12 protein-coding genes, 1 tRNA gene and 1 CRISPR repeat array are annotated in these 18,336 nt (G+C 49.3%); of the genes, 4 read left to right on the top strand and 9 right to left on the bottom strand.

The window, feature by feature from the left end:
- Nucleotides 1-9 precede the first annotated feature (9 nt).
- Together H6F86_RS10780 and H6F86_RS10775 are read left to right on the top strand one after the other, a co-directional pair.
- The gene (locus tag H6F86_RS10780) at nt 10-2,019 is read left to right on the top strand and encodes a tetratricopeptide repeat protein (protein ID WP_190448605.1); all 2,010 of its coding nucleotides are present in this window, start codon (nt 10-12) and stop codon (nt 2,017-2,019) included.
- Nucleotides 2,020-2,478: 459 nt separating this feature from the next.
- Complete coding sequence (locus H6F86_RS10775) at nt 2,479-3,528, top strand: PD-(D/E)XK nuclease family protein (protein ID WP_190448604.1); 1,050 nt, start codon at nt 2,479-2,481, stop codon at nt 3,526-3,528.
- A gap of 35 nt (nt 3,529-3,563) precedes the next feature.
- On the opposite strand, the gene H6F86_RS10770 is transcribed toward H6F86_RS10775, so the two are convergent.
- From H6F86_RS10770 to H6F86_RS10750, 5 genes are all read right to left on the bottom strand, one after another.
- On the bottom strand, nt 3,564-4,067 hold the full coding sequence (locus H6F86_RS10770) for a TniQ family protein (RefSeq protein WP_190448603.1): 504 nt from the start codon (nt 4,065-4,067) through the stop codon (nt 3,564-3,566).
- Entirely contained in the window at nt 4,067-4,897 is an 831-nt protein-coding gene (locus tag H6F86_RS10765) for a TniB family NTP-binding protein (RefSeq protein ID WP_190448602.1), read from the bottom strand. The genes H6F86_RS10770 and H6F86_RS10765 overlap by 1 nt, the downstream gene beginning before the upstream one ends.
- Nucleotides 4,898-4,899: 2 nt before the next feature.
- Entirely contained in the window at nt 4,900-6,621 is a 1,722-nt protein-coding gene (locus H6F86_RS10760) for a Mu transposase C-terminal domain-containing protein (protein ID WP_199305212.1), read from the bottom strand.
- Between the two features lie 625 nt (nt 6,622-7,246).
- A tRNA-Ser gene (locus H6F86_RS10755) sits at nt 7,247-7,354 on the bottom strand.
- A gap of 216 nt (nt 7,355-7,570) precedes the next feature.
- Nucleotides 7,571-9,037: a TIGR03985 family CRISPR-associated protein gene (locus H6F86_RS10750; protein WP_242033469.1), complete on the bottom strand. Its 1,467-nt coding sequence runs from the start codon at nt 9,035-9,037 to the stop codon at nt 7,571-7,573.
- A 69-nt stretch (nt 9,038-9,106) separates the two neighbouring features.
- On the opposite strand from H6F86_RS10750, the gene crn3 reads away from it, so the two are divergent.
- The gene (gene crn3, locus H6F86_RS10745; RefSeq protein ID WP_190448600.1) at nt 9,107-10,036 is read left to right on the top strand and encodes a CRISPR-associated ring nuclease Crn3/Csx3; all 930 of its coding nucleotides are present in this window, start codon (nt 9,107-9,109) and stop codon (nt 10,034-10,036) included.
- Nucleotides 10,037-10,046: 10 nt separating this feature from the next.
- Here the strand turns inward: crn3 and H6F86_RS10740 are convergent, their stop codons facing one another.
- The 4 genes from H6F86_RS10740 to H6F86_RS10725 all read right to left on the bottom strand — a co-directional run bounded on the left by H6F86_RS10740 (nt 10,047) and on the right by H6F86_RS10725 (nt 16,864).
- The gene (locus H6F86_RS10740; RefSeq protein WP_190448599.1) at nt 10,047-10,877 is read right to left on the bottom strand and encodes an Rpn family recombination-promoting nuclease/putative transposase; all 831 of its coding nucleotides are present in this window, start codon (nt 10,875-10,877) and stop codon (nt 10,047-10,049) included.
- A 204-nt stretch (nt 10,878-11,081) separates the two neighbouring features.
- A CRISPR array of direct repeats spans nt 11,082-13,400; the repeat unit is 31 nt; unit sequence CAACTAATCCGATTTGGGTTCATCGGTAAAC.
- Nucleotides 13,401-13,657: 257 nt separating this feature from the next.
- Nucleotides 13,658-13,933 (bottom strand): CRISPR-associated endonuclease Cas2, encoded by a 276-nt coding sequence (cas2, locus tag H6F86_RS10735; RefSeq protein WP_190448598.1) that lies wholly within the window; start codon nt 13,931-13,933, stop codon nt 13,658-13,660.
- Complete coding sequence (gene cas1, locus H6F86_RS10730) at nt 13,933-16,026, bottom strand: CRISPR-associated endonuclease Cas1 (RefSeq protein WP_190448597.1); 2,094 nt, start codon at nt 16,024-16,026, stop codon at nt 13,933-13,935. The genes cas2 and cas1 overlap by 1 nt, the downstream gene beginning before the upstream one ends.
- A complete protein-coding gene (locus tag H6F86_RS10725; RefSeq protein WP_190448596.1) occupies nt 16,016-16,864 on the bottom strand; it encodes a hypothetical protein in 849 nt (282 codons plus the stop codon). Before H6F86_RS10725 ends, cas1 begins: the two co-directional genes overlap by 11 nt.
- Nucleotides 16,865-17,137: 273 nt before the next feature.
- On the opposite strand from H6F86_RS10725, the gene H6F86_RS10720 reads away from it, so the two are divergent.
- Nucleotides 17,138-18,336: type III-B CRISPR-associated protein Cas10/Cmr2 (locus H6F86_RS10720; RefSeq protein ID WP_190448595.1), on the top strand; the 1,199-nt coding region annotated here is incomplete at its 3' end.

Here is an 18,336-nt window from a genome sequence, read left to right as displayed (position 1 = left end):
AATAAAAACTTGGTCAGCATAGAAGATCTACTAAAGCGAGTACAGCAAGCCGAGACAGAGACAGATCGGCAGTGGGTTTTGCTGGAATTGCAAATGAGTCAGATGCCTGATGCGTTGGTGTCGATGCTCTGGGCAGCAGCAATCCCGCATTTTTTTGATGCAAAGGTACTGGCGGCATTACGCCCAGAATTGGTAGATCAGGCAGAGGAACTTTATGCTGACTTAGGAACGCTAACGTTTGTAGAAGAGTTTCCAGGGCATGGGTGCAACATTCATGAACTAACGCGGGGAGTTTTGTTAAGTCAACTCTGGAAACAGAATCGAGAAGAGTTCCTGAAACTATCAAAACGGGCAGCAGATTATTTTTTTGATAGAAGAACATCATCGGAAGAAGATGTTGAATTTTGTTATCACGAGATTCTCAATGAAGGAAACGCACAGACAGGGCGATTACTAGATCGAGGAATTGATTGGTGGACCTATCATCAGCTTAATCGCAGTCAAGCCGCTCTTCAGGGTTTTTCTGAACATGAGAGAGCAGGAAGACTAAATGAATTTGAACGTGGATTTTCATTCCACTTGCAGGGGCTTGTCAAGCGACGTTCTGCAAATTATAAAGAAGCTGAATCACGTTTCAGTCGTGCCCAAGCAATTTACGAAAATGTAGAACTAATAAATCCGCGTTACATTGTTACACTGTTACGTGATCTCAGCAGTAGCAAGAGCGACCAAGGTAACAACGGAAGTGCAGTCCCTATCTGTGAGCAATCTCTAAGAATTTGTGAAGAGCAACTCGGAGAAAACCATCTTGATACTGCTACTAGTCTGAATAATCTGGCAGTACTTTATCAAGAGACAGGACGGTATCAGGAAGCAGAGTCGCTCCTTCTTCGAGCCCTGAAGATTCGTGAAGCGCAACTTGGCGAAAACCATCCCGACGCTGCTAGCAGCCTCAATAATCTGGCATTAATTTATAAAGCGACCGGACGGTATCAGGAAGCAGAGCCGCTCTATCTTCGAGCCCTGAACATCTGTGAGGAGCAACTTGGCGAAAACCATCCTGACACTGCTAGCAGCCTCAATAATCTGGCATCACTTTATAAAGAGACCGGACGGCAGCGGGAAGCAGAGTCGCTCCTTCTTCGAGCCCTGAAGATTTATGAAGCGCAACTTGGCGAAAACCATCCTGACACTGCTAACAGCCTGAATAATTTGGCAGTACTTTATCAAGCGACCGGACGGTATCGGGAAGCAGAGCCGCTCTATCTTCGAGCCCTGAGGATTTATGAAGCGCAACTTGGCGAAAACCATCCTGACACTGTTAACAGCCTGAATAATCTGGCATTAATTTATCAAGAGACCGGACGGTATCGGGAAGCAGAGCCGCTCTTTCTTCGAGCCCTGGAGATTCGTGAAACGCAACTTGGCGAAAACCATCCTGACACTGCTAGCAGCCTGAATAATCTGGCATTAATTTATAAAGAGACCGGACGGTATCGGGAAGCAGAGCCGCTCCTTCTTCGAGCCCTGAACATCTGTGAGGAGCAACTTGGCGAAAACCATTCTGACACTGCTAGCAGCCTCAATAATCTGGCATTAATTTATAAAGAGACCGGACGGTATCAGGAAGCAGAGCCGCTCCTTCTTCGAGCCCTGAACATCTGTGAGGAGCAGCTTGAAGAAAACCATCCTAATACTGCTATTACTTTAAATAATTTGGTATCACTTTATCAGGAGCAGGAGCGGTATTCAGAAGCCATCCCGTTGCTAGAACGGTGGAAAAACATTCAGCGTGAGCGTCAGGAAACTCAAAACCAATATTTTGCTGAGCGTATTCGCACACTAGGGAAACTTTATGAAAAAGTTCAGCGATTCCCCGAAGCTGTAGCAGCCTATGAAGAAGCCTCATCAATATTTAATCAGGTGTTTAGTCTTAAACATCCACGAACACTTGTCTTAAAAGGAGAGCTGAGTCGATTAAAAAAGCAAATCAACAGCAAAGCAAAGCGGGATAAATAGTCTATTAGTGTGGATGCTGTTCTTGAAGGCGTTTGATGCCCAGGAGGAAGAGTATGAACTGAGCGGGATGTTATCACTCACCGATCCTGGAAGGATTGCGCTGGCGGAATTGGGCGACGGATTCGGAGGGCATGACCGGGAAAACCCTGCTGGACTTTGTGGATAATGTCCTGTTTAAGACGCTAAAGGAACTGCCGATCTGACCTAGAACCGACTACGCGCGAAGGTGGCGCGGGACGTGTTTGAGGATGCCTACAACTACATGAAGAATGGCACCCTCTTCCACCCCTCACTGAACAAAAATGGATCGTTGCCAAAGTTAATTCCCTTTTCTCCCTCTGCGATGACCTAGAAGCTAAACTCAAAGCCGCACGAGACAGCAGTTCAGTCTTAATGGAGGTCGCAGCACGACAGATCCTAGTCGCTTGATTCCACGCTCTTTAAATCTAGGACTCAACTTTGCAAGCCGATCAGTTTCACCAACTCTTAGACGTCTTCAAAAGCCTGTCATCTCCGATTAAAGACCCAACCTTTATGGAGATTGCAGGCTATCCCCATTACGAAAACGTCTGTAGCAACATCTTGGCATTTTATTTTCAACCCGATGCCCCTCATGGCTTATCTGACCTGTGCCTGAAGGCACTAATGTCTTTAGCGCCTAACTACGAACCACAGTCAAGCGTGACCGTTGAGCGCGAAGTCACCACCAAAGCCGGAAACCGTATCGACATCCTGATTCAATCAGACACGCACTTGGTTGCGATCGAGAATAAGATCTACCACTCAGCCGTAAATCCATTTCACGACTACGCATCCTTCCTGCAACAGCAACGCTCCCACCGTAAGTTGACCATGTTTCTCCTCAGCCTCTATCCCGTAGGAGACCAAAATCTGCACGGCTTCATTCCCATCCGGTATGCCGATTTCTTCTCCAAACTTCGTCCACTGATGGGAGACTACCTCGTTGGAGCCAATACCAAATTCCTGATTTCACTTACCGACTTTATAGAAACGATCGAAAACCTGATGAGGGGGTCAGCAATGGATGAAAGCATGTTCAACCTGTTCAACGAAAGAGGTAGCGAGATTGTTGCGCTGCTGGAAGAAGTTAACAAATTTAAGGCAGAGTTACGTAAAAAAGTGTCTGAATTGGGAAGCCTGATCGACTATCAGAATAAGCCTGTAGAGATTAAGCAGTGGCTTTGGCGCAAGGAACGATCGCTTCTGGATGTTTTGGTTCACAATATCTATCTACCGAATAACTTCATAGTCGCAATAGACTGTGTACTGACAGTAGAAGGTTGGAAAATTGCGGGGTATGACAGAAAGGGGGATCTTGAAAGCGCACGCACGCTCTTCAACAACCTTCAAATCCCTCTCAAACAGAACTCCAGCAGCGGAAACAGGTTAGAGCACATTACAACATATCCTTACAAGGAACCACTAACCACAATTCAGGCAGTTGCTCAAGAGTGGATCAATAAGATTGCAGGTGCACAAACCTTTTGATGCCGAATACAAAGGAGAAAGCCTGTATGCTTCAATCAGGCAAATTTCTGGTGATTCGCCATTTCTGAAAATGGTGTTTGGCAACGAGAACAAGTACCCATTTCCCAGAGAGCAGGCATCTTGAATACTGCTTCACATTTAGGACATTTTGCTAAAAGCTTTAGCTGGTGGCGATCGCACTTCCAGATTGACTTGTACTGCCACTCCATGCGATGGCAAGGAGTTTCGCCATAGCAGGCCCCACAGAGCCGAATGGGAGTCCACTGCATCCCTACACCCTTTAGCGGCAGCATTGCTGCTAAGCGTTCAGCACTGACACCCACTACGACCGCTAAGCGCTCCAGTTCCTGCGGTAATGGAAACGGATTCATGTGAAACCGTTCCCAGCGAGCGACGACTGCGCCAATACCTGCTAGTTGCCCCAACCCACTGGGTGTCAGATAATTGGGTCGCCGAAAGCGTCCTAGAAAGTGGCTGAAGCTTTCCCCTTCATAAGGCTCAAACTGGAAGAGCCAGGGTTGGATGTCAGCCTCCACCATCACTTATACTCCTTAGCAACTTCCTCAAGGATTTTCTTCTCCACCTTCTTGAAACCTGCTGAGAGCGATCGAATGGCGGCCTCCCGCAGAATTTCATCCATGCGTCCGATATAGCCTTCCGTCCCTGCGGTGACAATGCGTAGCATTTCCTTACTGGTTAAGTTGGAGGCAACTGGCAGCTTCAGGATTTTCTGTTCCCAAATGGCAACCGTCTTGACGAATTCCTCACCGGATAGCTTGCCAAAGCGGTGACAAGCACGAAAACGGTTATAGACCTGCTCATCACACTTAATGACCGCATCCAAACGATCAGTGCCAACCAAAACCACCGAAATTGCGAGTTTGTCGTAAATGTCTCTTACGTCAGCAAAGGTTTCGGGTTTGAGGCGATCGGCTTCATCAATAATCAGAATTTCTACCTCACAAGCTTGCAATATTTCCATTGCTCTGCCCCGAAAGTCTGATATGGTTCCTTTCGTTGCCCGGTGCTTTAAGAACTCAATAATCTCCTTGAACAAATCCTTTGCCCCACACTTTTGAGGGGGCTGGATATAAACAACTGGAACAATCGGTTTTTTGCCTGGTTCTTGCTGGGGTTTATGGCGATAGAAGTAGGCTTCACAAGCCATTGATTTGCCTGTTCTGGACTCGCCTACAACCCGGCAGGACTGCCTCGACTTGCGCTTGCCATCTAACCAGTTGTGGAATCGACTAACCTGCTCTAAAGGCATAATGGTCTTTTTACGGAGACGATCAGTTTCAGCTTTTAATTGAGCTTCGGTAGGCTGAAACTCACCTAAGACTTCTGCCCATTCCTTTGCTTGCACCATGCTTACCAGCCTCCTTTGAGGTCATCGAAATCAATGGGCATAAAGTCTGCCAAACCTAAATCGATCGCGATCTCCGGTTGAGGCTCAGGTGTTTGAGGCATCGTCTGTTCAACAGATTTTTCGGGTTGCGATCGCACCAGCTTCTGTTCTTCCTGCTGGCGCTCTTTACGGCTTTTCTTTTTGACAGAGGCATCCTCCTCCAAAGCATTGTAAAAAATCGCTTCATTGCTCAGCGTCTTCCCTGCTTCGCGCAAGCGACGACTACTCGCTTTTGCCTCTTCTAGGGAGAGGTGCTCAGCTTCTAATCCCTGAGCATGGGCACGCGCCAGGAAAACTTCTCGCTGGTTTTCCTGCCGATAGACCAAAACAGTTGTAATGTCTGTCGGATCGAAGCGCAGTGATACGGTTTCCCCGGCATAGCCAGCCAGGTATTCGCCGCGATACATCAAGTTCTCAAACTGTAAGTAGCCACCCCGCTGGATGGTTCGTCGTGATGCCTTCATCAGGCAAATGTCCAAATGCCGCTCATCAATAACATCGGGAACATCTGTTAGACCAGCTTCCCAACGTTGAAAGCGTGTTTGGGTACCCATCCGAGCATCAACACTTTGGTTGTACTGATCGCAAAGAAACCGCACAATCAACTGCTCTAGCTGGCGCAGCGTCAAGCTGGCATCTTTTTCAGCCTCCTTTGGCCGTTCCTGTACATTCGAGCCAACGTAGCCAGGTAACGTCGAAAATAGTTGGTCATTCAAAGTGCGGAAGGGACGCTCAACAATGCCGCCTTCAGAAGGGCGGTCACGTAAATGGCAGGCAAAACCTAAATCAGTTCCAATTTGCTGCACATGGTTGGAACGAAAATCTTTCCCGCCATCAGTATAAAAGTGCTGCGGTTTGCCGTAGGTGCCCCATTCACAGTGCAGCTTGTACTCTGCCCCATATTTTTTAGGCTGAATAGCGTGACGCAGCGCTAAAGCCACAATCTGGGAACTGGGGGCATCAAAACCCAGGTTGATTCCCATAATGCAGCGGGAGTAAGAATCAATGACTGTAGTTAGCCAGGGGCGACCTAGCAGTGCGCCATACTGATCTACCAGCAAAACATCTGCTCGGGTATGGTCGCATTGCCAAACGTGATTGCTGTATTCAATCGCAAGATCCTTGCCGTCACGGGTTTTAACTGAGAGGGTTGAGCCTTTCCAGCCTGGGCTACGAATGCTGTTGGCTCGCTCCTGTTTCTCCATAATCGGTTTGAGTACCCGCAGTACTGTGCGATAGTGAGGCGGTTTCTCATTGCCAATCTCACGCGCTTTCGCCTGTACCCTTACAGCTACTTGCTTAGGTGTCGTGCGCTTGCTGCCCTTGTTGCCTTCCTTGTAGGTCTTGATGATAAAGCCCTCCCAGAAGTCTCCAATGCGGTAGTTGCCTTTGTCCGCTCTGGAATCTTGGGCGATGCCTGCTAGTCCTTCCTGCTCCCACCGCTTCACTAGCCGTTGGACTGATCGCATGGAAACGCCCAATTTTTCAGCCGCATCCCTCAGTTTTTGCCCATACGCCTTGCGATCACACGGTGCAATGAGACTTTGGATCACCGTTAACTTCAGTTGAGCCTCAGCATTCAGTTCACTGACAATGGTGTTCGATGCTGCTGGTTCAACCGTTTGTTGAGAAGGGTCAGCGATAATCTCTGCTAACAGATCACTTTGGGTAGAGCAATTCAGCATAAAAGTACTGATGTACTGTTTTGTTTGTAGTAATTTACCACAACAGTAGGAAAAGTGACAGCTAATGTGTCAATAAATTACTTTTGAGCAGAGTGATCGCCTGCCAAAGCAAAAGCGCAACGAGAGCATCAGGCTCTTAGCCTTTGAGAACGGACAAGCTGCTCCCTATACTGTTGCTGGCCACACAAGGCATAGTCACGCGACACCTAATCTGTCACTCGCTCAACTTTAACGCTTGAGGAAAAGCGACAGTTAATTCGTCACAAATTTCTAACGCGTCATCTAATTTGTCACTGGAAGACAGCCTCCAGGAATACTGTGAGGAGCCGTCAAACCCTCAGAGCACCTTCTCTAAGGGTTTCTCAGCCCGACGACATTAATTTGTCTCGATGACACTTAATTAGTCACTGTACAACCGTGACAGAATCTTGTCACAAAACTGTTGGCAACAAATTAATAGTGGACGAGATGCGGTTGCGCAAACCCACAATAAGAATCCTTAGAGTGATCTAAAGGCAGGTTCAGCCCTAAAGTTTGCTAGAACACAAAATGTCCGTACTAGTTTTGATAATATCTAAAATTGCGAAAGCCCCTGAAACATATGTTTCAGGGGCTTTCAGTTTAAAGCGGGCGGCGGGAATCGAACCCGCATTATTAGCTTGGAAGGCTAAATACGATGTTGATATAGCTTGATTTCAGCGATTTTGCTCAACTGCTACCCCAGATTTACCCCATTTTAGAAAACTTAATAAATTGACGGGATTACTAAACAGCTTGATGAGATGAGTAAACCTCTTGGCAAATCCTAGTTTTGGCAGTAGACACAATCAAACTGAACTTCGTCGGGTGCTAATCGCTCCTGTAGCAAACAGGTAGAAAACTGGGCTAGCGTCCCAAAGCCAACAAGACTTTTGGCTAATCACCTGGCAAAGTAATGGCTCATGCTTGGTTAATCGCTGTAGTGTGCCAACTCCTGGGTTACTTCCTTCGCAATGTCTTGTCTTAGCGACAGGGGCGCAATAACTTCGCCATTGGGTCGCCAGTCGCGCAGGCGCATCATGACGTTAATATCACCAGCTCGAATCCACACAGCGTAATAGGCATCGCTGGCAGAGCGGCGATCGATTAACTTTAAGGTTTCCTGCTGCTCCAGGGGATCAGTGATTTCCTGACGAACCAGGTCTGGCAGGCGACTGTAAGCGATTGGGCAAAAGGTTGGGTGGCGCACAGTATTGTCTACATACCAATGGGCAAATTTGGCTGGGAAGCGCAAGAGTAGCAGTTGACGCGGCAGGTAGAAATTAAACCCCCACGCCTCGTCCAACTTTGCTTTAACGGCTTCCGGTGAGGGCAGCTCTCCAGCGTGCCGCAGCTCTTTCAACCCCTGGGGCACCCCCGGATCACCCCAGGCTAAAACTTTCAGCTTTTTGGACGCAACGCGATCGAGTCGATAGTTGTGCCAAGCCAGGTTGCCTTCAGGGTCAAGTCCATAAGCGCTCAGATATTTTGCCCGTCGCGCATAGTGCAAACAGACTGGATAAACTGTGACCGGCACCTGACGCTCTTCCCTGGCAAGCCAGGTCTTAAATTGAATCACGCCACCATCGGGAGTACCCCACAGTTGTTCGATCTGTTCCTGGAAGTCATCCACTTTTTCCTGCATCGCTTCCGAGAGAATGTAATCGAGGTGGATGAAAATGCGTTGACTGGGTTCTTCGCGCAAGCGATGGGCATCGATCGCCGTTAGCTGTTCCCACAGCGCCTGGACCACCAGTTGCAGGTTGGGTTGCACAAAGGCAAGTGCCTCTAAAACGCGCAGCATTTCCCAGGTTTGGGCAGCGGAGAGGGAGGCGAACAGGGCAGAGTGAGCAGTGAGCGACGCAGCGGGTGGCGGTGGTAAGGGCAGTTTAGCGGTCGAGACGCAACGATAACGTCCCTGCGGAAGTGGTTCCAGCCAACCTTGCTGGCTCAACAGTTTGAGGTCGTCTCGTAGGGAGCGGTGAACGGTGGCAAAAGGGCATTGCTCCAGGTGCTGTTCCAGTTCTGTCGTAGCCAGTCCAGTGAGTTGCGCCATTTCGGTCAGCCACTCCGAAGCCGTTAGACGGGGACTGACCTCATGCAGCCAGGTTTGCAAGGTTTTGTGGCAGAGACAGGTTGGGTCAGCGCAGGTTGCTGTTAGTTCTTGGGCTGAAAGAGAGTCAGACCGTCTGTGACTGTCGGCGAACAGGCGTTCGCGTATATCGGGATAACTAAAGGGCTGGGGTAAGGAAGTAGACCAATGGGGCTGTACCCCATAGAGCCTGTGCAGCAAGACCCATAAGCGCAGAGTCCGCTGTAGCCGATTCGCCAATTGTCCGGCGCTGAGCCAATGCAGAATGGAAGGGCTGGGCGGATAGAGAAAACCAAGGGCTGACAAAGCTCGAACTCCCCTCTTCAAGGTCGAGGTGATAATAGCACGGAGATACCAGCAGGGAGAGTAACGCCGATGGAAGCGGTAGCTGAACCAGCCATCCATTTACAGTTAAGTGAGCAGCACATGGTGCAGGGCTTGCCCTACCAGTGGTTGACCATCGCCATGACGCGGCGCGATCGCATCATTGCACCCGCTGATTTGAGCAACTTGGCATTACCCCCTGGTATTGATACCACAGGCGGCGTGGTGCTCTCTGGGCGTGCGCCCATTTGGCTTTACAGCTACCTGGTGCAGGAACTGCATCCGACCGCTTGGGTTGCCTGTTACGACCCGCGACTGGGTGCGATCGTGGTCTCTACGCACTCTCGGCTAGCAAGCATTGGTCAGGTGTTGCCAGTGTCACTGCCTGGTGCTGCTGCTACGTCTGCCCTGTGCCCCGCGCTGTTAGTGGTGGGACCGCCAGACAGCGGGAAAAGCGTGCTGTCTCATGCCTTATTCCAGGCATTGCTGCCGGATGCCCCGGATGTTTACCTGCAACGGGCGCAGTGGGATGGTGAGGGCAACTATATTCTGGAACTGGGAGCGGTCTTTGCTGATGACGATCGCGAAGCGTTGAAGGCGACCAATCGCGGGCAGTTGACCGATCGCTTCTTTGCGTATCACGCCCAGGCGATTTTGCAGTTACGCAGGCAGAAGAGCCTGGTGCTGGTGGATGTGGGCGGCATGGTGCAGCCAGAAAAGCAACCCATCTTGGAAGCCTGTTCTCACTACTTAATTATTAGTTCACAGCCAGATGCGATCGCGCCCTGGCATGAATTTTGTCGCGATCGGGGCAATCTCACGCCGCTGGCTGTGCTGCATAGCAGGCTAGAACCATGTGAAACTATCCATACCAGGGAACCCCATTTAGAGTTGACCTGTGGACCCTGGAGGCAGGAACAGCCCCGAACAATACCAACTGCGTTACTGGAGACGGTGCAAGGACTGATCTGCTTCACCTGACCCTACTCGCCTAACGCCCTTGCTCTGTTAGCCATGTTTCCAAATCAGACAGGTTGGAGAAATCTAGCAATGCTTCGCCCAGTGCTTCTAGCTGGCTGATGGGTAGTGCTTCAATTTGCGATCGCATCGGTTCGGGCAAAGCTCCCACTCGACGGGTAAGCTGGCGCAGGATAATCAAACGCTCTCCGTCTTCCTTCGCTTCTTGATAGAACCGCGTTTGCTGCAAATTCAGTCCTAACATCGCCTCAATCTCCTGTCGGCTAAGGTTTGTGAACCGATAAACCATAATGGTTGTAATCATCTCCATGATGGCACGACTTGGTTCTGGCGGTGATGACTCCTGTACACGCGCCAGTAACGTTTGGGCGGCTTGCATTGCCTGCGGCTCTTGGAGTGTTGTCAAGACCATTAACCCTACGCCAAGTGGCAACTGGTCGATCGCACCGAGTGTATTCAGATACACACGATGTACCCGCTTGCTCGACAGCAAATCTTGATAGGGAAGCGTGCAGCTTTGTTCGGTTGTCTGTGATGGATAGATGATGATGGCTTGCCAATCACTGAAGCGCTCACGGTTGCGGTAGAAGTACAAAAACGATTCGCCGAATAAGCGCTCGTAAAGTTGCTCGTCCTTTTGGAATTGCACCTCACAGAAATACACCACTCCGGGGCTGTCGGACTCTGGTGGCAAGAACACGCCGTCAATTTCAAAGCGAGGTTCTTTGACTGCAACCGAATCAAAGCGATAGCCCTGGGCATTGGCTGGAGGGTAGTCGAGTAGCTCAAACAGCAGTGCGGGAGACTGTTGAAACAACTGATAAAAAATGGAATCTCGTCGCATCGGTTAGCGTCTGGGAAAGCTGAAGCAATTGTACTACTGAAGAGACATGGAAGGGCAGCAGTGGTACGCGATCGCCCCTCATCGACACAGATCGCTGCGCCATTGATCGCAGTAGGAGCAATCCGCTTTGAGATCATTGGCGAACGTTGCAAACAAAAGACCTCCGAGTTTCAAAGAATTCGGAGGTTTGCATCTAGAGCAAGGCTTTCCAACTAATCCGATTTGGGTTCATCGGTAAACCAATATGCACCAAAACTGATGCTTCAAATTGCCAAAATTGAAGTTTCCAACTAATCCGATTTGGGTTCATCGGTAAACTGGTAGTCTGCGGTCAGTGCCAGCACTTCAAGCAGCACACTGTTTCCAACTAATCCGATTTGGGTTCATCGGTAAACCGTATCGGTATTCCCATTAAGCAATTAAAATCATCCGTAAGTTTCCAACTAATCCGATTTGGGTTCATCGGTAAACACGCTTTTCTGAAAAAAGCAATATGCCTTTAGAGGCTGTTTGTTTCCAACTAATCCGATTTGGGTTCATCGGTAAACGTACTGTCAGCATTGCTAACCTTCAGCACAGTTGGCTTTAGGTTTCCAACTAATCCGATTTGGGTTCATCGGTAAACTTATGAGTCTGCACAACGTCAATATCCAATGTTCAAGTTTCCAACTAATCCGATTTGGGTGCATCGGTAAACGATGAGATTGCTGATTTAGATTGGGAACTCTACCTAGCGTTTTCAACTAATCCGATTTGGGTTCATCGGTAAACAAAAGATGGTGCCAACATCCAGCCGCAAGCAATTTGGTGGATGTTTTCAACTAATCCGATTTGGGTTCATCGGTAAACATCTACTGTAACAAAAATCAGACAGGCATTGGGGTCGAGTTTTCAACTAATCCGATTTGGGTTCATCGGTAAACCATCGCCCTGCTTAACATGGGCGGCATCAAAGACTCACTGTTTTCAACTAATCCGATTTGGGTTCATCGGTAAACCATCGAAATATCGTTCCTGAAAAGTATAAAAGCAATCCTGCTAATTGGGTGCGGTTTTCAACTAATCCGATTTGGGTTCATCGGTAAACTTCTCGCTTTACGACATCCTCGCGATCGTGCGCGAAGAGTTTTCAACTAATCCGATTTGGGTTCATCGGTAAACTATTGATGTTCAACCGAATAGAACGGTAGAAGCATTTGAAGTTTCCAACTAATCCGATTTGGGTTCATCGGTAAACAACCTGTTACGGGTTGAAGTGCCTGTAAATCGCCAGAACTGTTTCCAACTAATCCGATTTGGGTTCATCGGTAAACGCGTTAACTCGGTAATGCAGAGTGGGAAGACATCTTGTTTCCAACTAATCCGATTTGGGTTCATCGGTAAACGAAATTAATCCCGTTTTAGGTGTAGCAACCTATAATGAAGAGTTTTCAACTAATCCGATTTGGGTTCATCGGTAAACTCGAACACTTTATGGAGGATCAAGCGAAGTCACTGGTTAAGTTTTCAACTAATCCGATTTGGGTTCATCGGTAAACATTCTTGGTATTCTATGGTTTTTTCAGTACCGTTGAAAATTGTTTTCAACTAATCCGATTTGGGTTCATCGGTAAACCTCGCGCTTTCCGTAAGCACATTGCTTTTAGTAGTTGTTTCCAACTAATCCGATTTGGGTTCATCGGTAAACCAGTAGAATCTACTTCATACGAAGTCAGTGATGGCTATATTGTTTCCAACTAATCCGATTTGGGTTCATCGGTAAACAAATTTATTGGACGCCGCTAATGATGAAAACTACCACTTATGTTTCCAACTAATCCGATTTGGGTTCATCGGTAAACATGCTGGATCTAGCGCTTATGCTATGCCAGGACATCAAGTTTCCAACTAATCCGATTTGGGTTCATCGGTAAACAATTGAAATTATAAAAACCAGCGATGAAGGTTCATTATTAAGTTTCCAACTAATCCGATTTGGGTTCATCGGTAAACAAACAGTTGCAGCAAGACTCAGCCGATCGCGCCATCAACGTTTTCAACTAATCCGATTTGGGTTCATCGGTAAACTCTACATCATGAAAAACGTCTCAAAAGAGGCGCTATTGCGTTTTCAACTAATCCGATTTGGGTTCATCGGTAAACTGGTAAGTTACAGGACAAAGGTTTGTTTATACCAGTACCCCCGGTTTTCAACTAATCCGATTTGGGTTCATCGGTAAACTATTGGTACAAAACAATGGTGGGCTGTAACAGGCTTTCCCGTTTTCAACTAATCCGATTTGGGTTCATCGGTAAACGAAGCGATTTGCTTCACTAGCAGGAAGCTTGGGTTTGCCGGTTTTCAACTAATCCGATTTGGGTTCATCGGTAAACAAGTCTCTACTTGAGCCAGAAAAGAAAGAAGATGCTGTTTTCAACTAATCCGATTTGGGTTCATCGGTAAACGCAGTGCTCTAGTATTCGTATTCTCCCTCATCTGCTCTGTAAGTTTTCAACTAATCCGATTTGGGTTCATCGGTAAACCCTCCACTCCAGAGAGCCATACCTGAAGCCAAGTTCAGGCGACGAAACTCCACAGGGGATGATTAGACTATAACAGAGCTGCTTCTGGCTTGATTTTTGTCTTCAGGGGATCGCCAAAACACCTTCTGGGCAGACAACCCACAGAGGGCAACGGCACAATCGGGGTTCTGGCATTTTAGCGACCTGTGGAGCGAGGGTGAGTTGCTAATAGGAACTGGGGGATTTGCGGAGTGTGGGGTGTGGGGGTGTGGGATGGGTCAAATAATGTAGGTATTGGGCGGTGGTTCAGGGGCAGGGCTACCAATGACCAACACTCTCGAAACAGCATCCGGCGACAACCAATAAAACCGAATGCTGTCTTCCTCTGGTTTGACACGTCGCTGCACCTGCTGAAACAACTGCCGCATCTCATCCAGGCTCAGAAAGCACTCAAACACCGAGTATTGTACCCGACGACCATGCCCTTCGAGAAAATTAGATAGCTTCAGCCGCCGTTTATCATCTGGGATGTCGTAAACAACCACTACCAGCATTAGATCACCCGCCTGAAGGCTTGATACGGTTGATTACCTAAGACTGCCCGTTTGTACCGTTGAATTTGCAACTGTATGGCTCGACGGTACGATACCTGCTGCTGCACGTCGGGGTGAGACAACTGCTCATTTAGCCGCGCATCAAAATGTTTCAAAAAAAGCCGTCTGGCACTGCTTCCTAAATACACTCCGCCTGCTTCATTGGGATAGGTAAAATCAGTCGGGCTAAGAATCTTTTGGTTAACCAGCTTCATCACCAGCGTATCGGCAATGGGCGATCGCCACTCCTCCATGAGATCAAACGCCAGGTACGGCTTAGGGCGTTCCGCACCATGCAGATGCCCCAGGTAGGGGTTCAACCCCTCCACCAACAGCAGACTAAACACATTGTTGAACAAGAGCGTATAGGCGAAACTCAGGAGTGCGTTCATGGGGTCAGTAGGCGGATGAAACACGCGCTCTTGCAAGACAAACCCCGGATGCACAATGAGTTGATTCAGCGCAGTGAAATAGCGGGCGGCTCCTGCCCCTTCATAGCCCCGGATCTGATCGAGGGTTTGCGTGTTTTCAAGCCGACTGACCGCTTCGCGATCTTCATCCAGTTGGTTAATCACTGCTGTAACAGCCGCTAACTGCCGCTTCCGGTTGAGCCGCAAGAGCAACTGTTTCGAGTTCCAGAGCTTGCCCTGCACTAATTCCCGTGCCATGCTGCGTTGAAACTCCGCCTCCTGCCGTCGCTGAAATTGTGCCGTCTCTACCACCAGATCGGCAGCTTCCGCACTCCACAGGTGCCCTTTATACTCGCCCATCTGCGTCAGAAAAATCACCGGAATCGGCTGCTCTAAGCACGTAGAGATGACCGCTGTAGTCAGTTGAATATTGCCAAAGACCAGAATATGCTGCACTTCTCGCAGGGGTACTTCGGTTGCTGCTCCTTTTGGCGGTTGGATGATGAGCCGTTCCTGTTCGCGTTTGAGCGTTGTGCCCTGCTGCATTAAGTAAAGTGTAGACATAGTGGGGTTCCACGGGGCTTCGTTAGAGCAAATGGTGACAGGCTGTGCCTCCCGAACTTTGTACCCCAACACCACAAAGAGTGGTGGCGGAATGGGATGCTGGGCAGTCTTCAACGCCTCTACCATTGCCTGCTGCATTTGGCTTGATGGCAGATCTGGATCGGCATGAACCAGTTGGAGTTCCTTACCTTGAGAAGGCTCTGACAGCGGCAACGGTTTAGCTTTCTTGCTGACAACAATCACATCACCTGCAAAGACGTGCCCTAAAAAGCGAAAGCCTTTGTCAAACGTGGTGATTTGAGTTTTACCGGGGTGTAGCTCTAAGCCCATGCCTGCCAACAGTTGAGACACATCCTGCTTTGCCTGAAGCAGACGCTGCTCCGTCCGTGCCAGAATGACAAAATCATCTGCAAACCGCACGACCCTATGCCCCAACGTCGTCAAAATTTCATCCAGATCGTCTAGATAGATATTCGCCAGGATAGGTGAAACGACTGATCCTTGAGGCACCCCTTTGGTAGGCAAAACAATGCCCTCAGTCGTCAACACACCGACCATCACCCACGCCTGAAGCAATGCCAAAAAGCAGGGTTCGTTCAAGCGTTCCTGAATCTCAGCAAACAACCGGGAATGCTCAATGGCATCGAAAAACTGCACAATATCGGCATCCAAAACCCACTCATAGCCGCGATCGCGCCATTTCCCTACCTGCTGTACTGCCATGAGGTGCGATCGTCCGGGACGATAGGCAAAGCTACAGGGTTCAAACTGGGGTTCCAAGAGGGGATGCAGAATGTTCAGGAGTGCCTGCTGGACGATGCGATCACGGACGGTTGGTACCCGTAGTTCGCGCCAGCCCTCTAACTTCTTGGGAATGAACAACTGGCGCAACGGTAAGGGACGATAAGTATGCTCGGCGACAGCGTTTTGCAGAGCTTTTAGATAGTGATCGACATTTTGGGCAAAATGGGCGATCGTCTCGCTATCAACTCCAGCGCACCCCCGATTGGCTGAGACGTGACTCCAAGCAAGCTGAAAGTTCTCATCAGAGAGAAAGCGCGATACCAAATCACCGCTCATGGGAGGGATAGAGCATCGGGTCGATGTCAATTACTACAGGACTCATCTCCCCCTGACGCAAAGGATTGCCATGCCAGTTTCGTTGGGTATCCATGTACTGCATACGCCGTCCGGGAGGAATACACGCCATCGCGATCGCCACACTCATCATCTTGTTACCCCCCGTGATGTCTGCCAGTAGCATTTCATCCTTATACCCAGACTGCCGAAAGACATTTTCCACAATGCGCCAGAGTTTAGCGTAGTCATACTCCCGCACCGTTAAGTCTGGGCTGCGATGAACGTCAAATTGCTGAGTGCCGTACTGTAAGCGCAGGTACTTTTCTAAAATGGCGGCGGCGACATCGGAACCCTTGACCGTATCGTAGGTTTCAGTGGCAATGCACCAGATATCCCGTAACTTTCCCCCTTGAGCGTGGTAATCCACTGCTCTAATTTGTGGCAGCAGGTTAGAACCGAGCAGGTTGATGGCAGCAAAATCTACCTCTGTTGGCGCTTCGACATGGAGAATGTACTCAATCAAGGGATGGAGCACTGCCGGGTTTTTCAAGCTTGCGATACGAGGATCATAGGAACTGAGCAACAAAAGCAAGCCTCTGGCAGGGTGTGGCGGCTCTTTCGCAATCGAGCAGGAGACGGTTGCGGCAAGCTTTTTGTTGCGCCAGTGGTCAAACGACCACCAAGCGATCGCAAACAATGGCACAAAGACCAGCCCAATAAGATTCCCCGATGACAGTAGCCCCAACATGCCAGAAACGAGGGCAAAGCCCACAAATTCCAGGGGCGATCGGGGCGCGAAAATGCCTTCAAGCTTCAGACGGTGTTTGGGGGTTAGCATCGGGAGAGCCAGAATGATGGAGGTGCAGAACGAATAGGATAGGGTGATGTGCCAGTCTAAATTAAATAAACCTGCAATTTTCTAAGCATCAGGAGAAAATCAGTCAACCTGGAGAAGCGATTTGCATTAGCTGGTTGTGGAAAGTCTAAAGACGGTGTGGGGTGTACTGCCTTAGAGTAACCATCGCTCCATCTTTTTTAACGTGCTGCTAGAAGCCCCCTCTTCTAGTCACTGGTTAAGCTATGTTCAAAGCCGTTTCCTCGCTGAGCGTTCATGATGCCTGACGACGTAAGCTGTTACACCGCGATCACCTTTGCCCCCGTTCAGGGCTTTATTGAGAAGTCTCGTAAGCTGCGCGACCTGTATGGCAGCTCCTTCATCCTTTCCTACCTCGCGCGCGCGCTCTGCGATGCGGCGCATCAACAACTGTACGATCGTCAAACAAACCCTGAGCCTGTTATTTCCCCTGCACTGATCAACTTGACTCAAGGTACGCCCAACCAAATCATTATTCGAGGCAATTTCCCCGAAGCAGTCGCCAGAGCAGTCTTTGAAAAAGCCTGGACAGATGTTGTTGAAGCCTGCCGTGATGAAATTGAGACACGCTTGCCAGACTTTCAGCCCTATCGCTGGCAACGCGCCTGGAATGCCTGGAGCAACCACACCTGGGAATTCTTCTGGGCACAGACTCATAAAAACGATGACGCATTGCCCGATCGCATTGGGGATGTTCGTAGACGCTTAAATGAAAAGAAGCGATCGCGGGGCTGGTCTGGTATCAACTGGGTGGGCGAGAGTTCTACCCTTTCTGGTGCCGATGCGATTGCCTGGTATGGCATGGCAGACAAAGTTGACCCCAAACAATTGCATCTGTCTCAGCAAACTGAGCAAATCAGCGCCTTCTGTCAGGCGTTGAGCCGAGCGTTTAGCGAAGCTATCATTGCCGCCAACGAACGGCTCAGTATTCTCGAATTGATTAAGCGCTTGATCACCCTGGATGCGATCGCAGAGCGGCTTAACCTTCAAGCGAACGATCGTCTCAGTGTTGAAATCCCCCTCAGTTTCAGAGACATTAATCGCCACCGAGCCAGACCGGAAGAACGCCGCTGGACAGGTTGGTTCCAGGGTGATGGCGATCGCATTGGAGAGTATCTCAAGGGATTGGTTGAAACTGGCAAGCCTGAAGCGGCTGCTCTCCACGACTTTAGCCAAGCCATGATTGATTGGGGTGGCAAAACGTTGAGATTCTCTCTGCCAAAGGGTGCCGGACGCATCATCTATGCGGGTGGAGATGACTTTCTCGGTGTGCTTTACCGTAACTATCCTGAACCAGCCTTAGCCGCCAGAGAATGCGTTGAGTGGTTCGATCGCTTTCCCGCACTTTGGCAGGTTCACGGACGAGAAATTACGGTCAGCGTTGGTTTGGTCTGGGCGGCTCCTGGAGTACCGCAGCGCGATGTCTTGCAGCACTG

This window comes from Phormidium sp. FACHB-592 (assembly GCF_014695795.1).
Lineage (GTDB): Bacteria > Cyanobacteriota > Cyanobacteriia > Leptolyngbyales > Leptolyngbyaceae > Stenomitos.
Note: the sequence above shows the minus strand (reverse complement) of the source record. Positions and strands in the feature narration are given on the sequence as shown.

Coding starts and splice junctions, on each gene's coding strand:
- H6F86_RS10770 (WP_190448603.1), bottom strand. CDS start 4,067: ATGGTGGAGGCTGACATCCAACCCTGGCTCTTCCAGTTTGAGCCTTAT.
- H6F86_RS10765 (WP_190448602.1), bottom strand. CDS start 4,897: ATGGTGCAAGCAAAGGAATGGGCAGAAGTCTTAGGTGAGTTTCAGCCT.
- H6F86_RS10760 (WP_199305212.1), bottom strand. CDS start 6,621: ATGCTGAATTGCTCTACCCAAAGTGATCTGTTAGCAGAGATTATCGCT.
- crn3 (WP_190448600.1), top strand. CDS start 9,107: ATGGAAGCGGTAGCTGAACCAGCCATCCATTTACAGTTAAGTGAGCAG.
- H6F86_RS10740 (WP_190448599.1), bottom strand. CDS start 10,877: ATGCGACGAGATTCCATTTTTTATCAGTTGTTTCAACAGTCTCCCGCA.
- cas2 (WP_190448598.1), bottom strand. CDS start 13,933: ATGCTGGTAGTGGTTGTTTACGACATCCCAGATGATAAACGGCGGCTG.
- cas1 (WP_190448597.1), bottom strand. CDS start 16,026: ATGAGCGGTGATTTGGTATCGCGCTTTCTCTCTGATGAGAACTTTCAG.
- H6F86_RS10725 (WP_190448596.1), bottom strand. CDS start 16,864: ATGCTAACCCCCAAACACCGTCTGAAGCTTGAAGGCATTTTCGCGCCC.